A 4,080-nucleotide genomic window follows, 5' to 3' on the forward strand; every position below is an offset into this window, starting at 1 on the left:
GCAAAGCAATTTTTGTATCAGATTGCGGAGAAAGCGACTGATTATCGGGAGGTAGTGATGACCATTGCAGAGCAGCTACGGCAAGAGGGCGAGAAGCAAGGTATAGAAAAAGGTATCTTGAAAGGTCGTGAAGAAGGTATTCAGCTTGGCGAACAAAAAGGTAGGCAAGAATCCGCCAGAACCATAGCACGCCAACTTTTAGCCAACGGCGTTGATCGGGCGATTGTCAAAATATCGACGGGGCTGTCTGATACTGAGATTAATGCACTGATGGATTAATCGATGGAGCCATTTACACAAAATTCTTTACAGACTTTTTTTTGCTGCATTTACCCTGTGCGCCGTAAATCCCTGTCCTTCAGAGGCTGTCGAAAAAGAGGGATTTATAATAAAAATAATTTAATTTTTTCTTTAAAATTAAAATATTGAAATCATTAAAAACATGATATTACCTCTTTTGCGACAGCCTCTTTAGGGCGGGTAGGATGTCAATTTTTATCTATAAAACTACGCCATCCCTGTACAGCATAAGGTGTTATATCTATACCTGATATGGTTCTTTGATCTGAATTGTGAGGTATTTTATCCCCGCTGCCACCGACAAGCGCATTTGAAGCGTGATTGAATGTAGCCATTCCATCGCCTAGACGCATTGATCGTTGGGTCTGATTCAAGGCGGTGTACACTTGTGCATCAGTACCTGTTCCCCCATTCTCTCTATACACTTTCATAAAACGACTCGCTTGATCGTTTATTGTTTGAATGCCTCCTGCATTTTTTGCTACTGCTCCAAACTCTGCAAAGGAATTGCCTATATTTCGAGCCTGTTCTTGTGTGAGGCTTGAGCCTACTACTGAACGGTCTGTTATTTTGCTCAATTCATGTTGATCGGTTGCTTTAATGTTTTCGTAATCTCCCGTAATATTTTTCATTCCGTTCGTAATGCCTGTTCCAAGCTGCGTGAGTGATTCAGAGGTATTTACAGTAGAATGTGTTAGTGCTTCTGCGCTTTTCGCATTTCGGTCGGAATAAAACATTGCGGTTTGACCGTGTTCTTCTGCTGGAGAGAATTTATCTTTCAAATTTTCAAAGTGTTGTTGATTGAGACTCCCGTAATATAGGTCGGTTTCATTTTTGGCAAAATCTTTTTGATTTATGCCGTTTTGGTCTATGAAAGAACCATTATTATTTACGTCTGCCACACGCGCTGGTATTCCCCTGTTAACATCTCCTTCTACTCCGTTTGCAAGATTTGCGTTTCCTTGTACTTTTGATGAAGACAAACTTTCGGTATTGACACTAGGACCAAACAAATCATTTGCATAAGGAGCTAAAGTACCATTGTCATTAGCTGCATACAGAATCGCTGCTTGTTCTGCGTCTGAACGACTCATTGCTGTTGACAACTGTTGTGCATATTGCTGTTTCGATTTTTGGTATTCTTGATTTCCCAAGTTTTTATTATCAATACTGGTGAGTGTATCTTGATTATTTTCTGCCAAATAAGCCACTTGAGAAGGCTTAAAGGTTTGTTGCGTACCAATAGAATTATTGAGTGAGACTGCTTCATTGTAGGCTTTTTGTGCTGATTGTAATTCTGTAAGCGCGTCCTGATAACCACTGGTTCTTGAATGCGAACCACTGACTTGACCTTGTTTATTATATTGATAACCATCGGATAGAGAAGCAGATAGTTGATTTGCGTCAACTGAACTATCTCCTGTTTTCTTAGATATTTGATCTCCTGTTTTAATTGCTGTCGCATCAGTTTTTGCATCTACTACTGAACTACCTGAACGCACTGTACCCGTAATTGATCCTGAGACTGGAGATTTCCCGCCACCGCCTTTGTTCGGTGTTGATGTCGAAACTTGCCCCCCCACAGATGCAGAGATTGTTCCAGTTGAGTTTGTTGACAATGTTTTATTATGTTCCGACCCGCCAGACTCTAGTTTTGTAACTCCCACATCCTGATTGTGTGTATGAGTATCACCCAAAGTAAAATTAGAACCTTGGTTTATACCACCTGTTTCTGATAATCCCGTGCCGACATTTACGTTACTGCCACTTACCGCATTAAACTGTTTTTGTGCATTTTCGAGTCTTTGTCTTGATGATTGAAGATTGGATGATAGTGTCTTGCCAATATTTAAACTCGGTCCTGTTTGGTCTGTCCCTGTCATAGCTGATACAGCATTAAAGGCTGAATGTGATGATAGAGAAGACGTGGTGTTAATTGGTGCTGCATCGGTAGCTGCTGGAGCTAAAGGTGCTGAGTCTGGTGCGCTTGTGGATGATAAGCCACTTGTCAGCCCCATAAACGCATAGGACGAGCCAAAGACAACGAAAGCCCCCAATACAGGCACAGAAGCCATCAGATGCCCTGCTAGAGCGATATTTTTTTGCGTCACATCCAAGATATGATATAGGTCATTGAATGTGGTTATGCCAGACGACAACACGGATAAATCGGATTGGGTTTTCGTCAGTAAAATGGCGTTCATAATTGCCATTAGCGGTTGCCACGTTTGAACCCACAGCAAAACCAAAATGTATTTTAAGGTTAAGCCTATCCCCATCATTCCAAACGCCAGCGCAAACGCCACAAACGGTACTAATCCGTACACCGCAGCTTGCACAAATGATTGAAGATACTGTACCCAAATTAAGAAACTCGATCCCTCAGAAGCCCACTTAAACGATTGTTGTATTTGCGATTGATTCTTGGCAACCGCAGCATAATAGTGATAGGCGTTTTCATTCACCGTACTAGGCATATTCACCATATACGGGTACATCAACAACATTGTTTGGAATTGTCGTAAGTCAGTTCCCGAATTACTGTAAAACAGTAATGTGTTTTGCATACTATCTTCGGCAAAGGCAGATGTACATCGGTCTTTCGAGGTTACAGCGTTTTGATTACATCTCCTATTATAGGAGTTACGAACATTCATTATTCCGTCTGCTAACGAATTTTTCTCCCTTGCAACCAACGATTTAATGGCTTTCATAGCCTCTCTACACGTTACTTCCATTGTACCTGTAGTACCGTCAGCTTTTGGTAATAGTATTTTGCGGTTTGGACTCTGTGCAAATTCATCATTCATTGGCTTGTTCATTATGCTCAGATAACTTTGTGTACCCCTTGCTATATCAAACGAAAGGCACTGGCTGGTAAATGTTTGAATTGCCTTGTCAATATCTACACCATGAGAATATTTCGTCCACGTTAACGGATCTCGTGCAGCGTCATACATTGCTGACATCATATACAGTGGATCTATCGGACCGTACTCGGTCATTGAAGGAGTAGAAAAAGCCTGTTCTATCTTTTTTGAAAACTCATAACCTGTTCTGCTAATGATAGAAGCGGTGAAACCCACACCGAAAGGAACATTATCGACCGCACGAATCTCTCCCGTTGTCGTATCTTCTATCGTGACCCTAGTTGTAACCTGAAAGAAACAAAGGAACAGGACGATTGAAACCGCAGCATGTTGAAAGGATATTGTTCTCCCACTGTCTGCTGCTGCTTTTATGACATACCCTATAACGGCAAGTAACAAAGCTATTTTAAACGCACTCGTCAATACGCCATCGGTATTCAACATCGCCAGCGCATTGAATACCATTGAAAGCATGTCGGCAGCACCGCCCGTTGTAAATACTTTAAATTCCATCACCTATCCTTACTATTTTGCGCCATTGATGTTTGTCGGCATCTTCAACGGACTTGTGCCACTCATATAGGTATTGAAAATTTCCTGAATCCTTACCAATCCACCATTTTTGACAACATAGCTATTATGTACTTGAATGGTTAGGAAATTGAATCGCTTTTAAAGTGAGTAGCAAAAGCCATCCCTTATTGCAAAAAGGAGATGGGGATCGATTTATTGTGTTTAGTGCCAGTTAACATTTCCTCAGAGAGTGTAATTTCTAACCTGATTTCCTTATTTTAGACACATTAATCCTGCGTTTAGCTGCGTAACCATCGCTTTTTCTCCAGGTTATGCAGTCTTTCTGACAACAATTCCGTTGCTTTTTTACCCATTTGCGCCCCGGTGAAAAGCAGCC

At 41.3% G+C, this 4,080-nt stretch carries 1 protein-coding gene and 1 pseudogene; one reads left to right on the forward strand and one right to left on the reverse strand.

Annotated features, from left to right (window positions below):
- Positions 1 to 279, forward strand: a pseudogene (locus G468_RS24265) (ISNCY family transposase); the annotation flags it as partial.
- 209 nt (positions 280 to 488) lie between these two features.
- On the opposite strand, the gene G468_RS0116445 reads toward G468_RS24265, so the two are convergent.
- Entirely contained in the window at positions 489 to 3,683 is a 3,195-nt protein-coding gene (locus G468_RS0116445; protein WP_026823970.1) for a conjugal transfer protein TraG N-terminal domain-containing protein, read from the reverse strand.
- Between the last annotated feature and the right edge of the window lie 397 nt (positions 3,684 to 4,080).

It is taken from the genome of Arsenophonus nasoniae DSM 15247, assembly GCF_000429565.1.
In the GTDB taxonomy this organism is placed as follows: domain Bacteria; phylum Pseudomonadota; class Gammaproteobacteria; order Enterobacterales; family Enterobacteriaceae; genus Arsenophonus; species Arsenophonus nasoniae.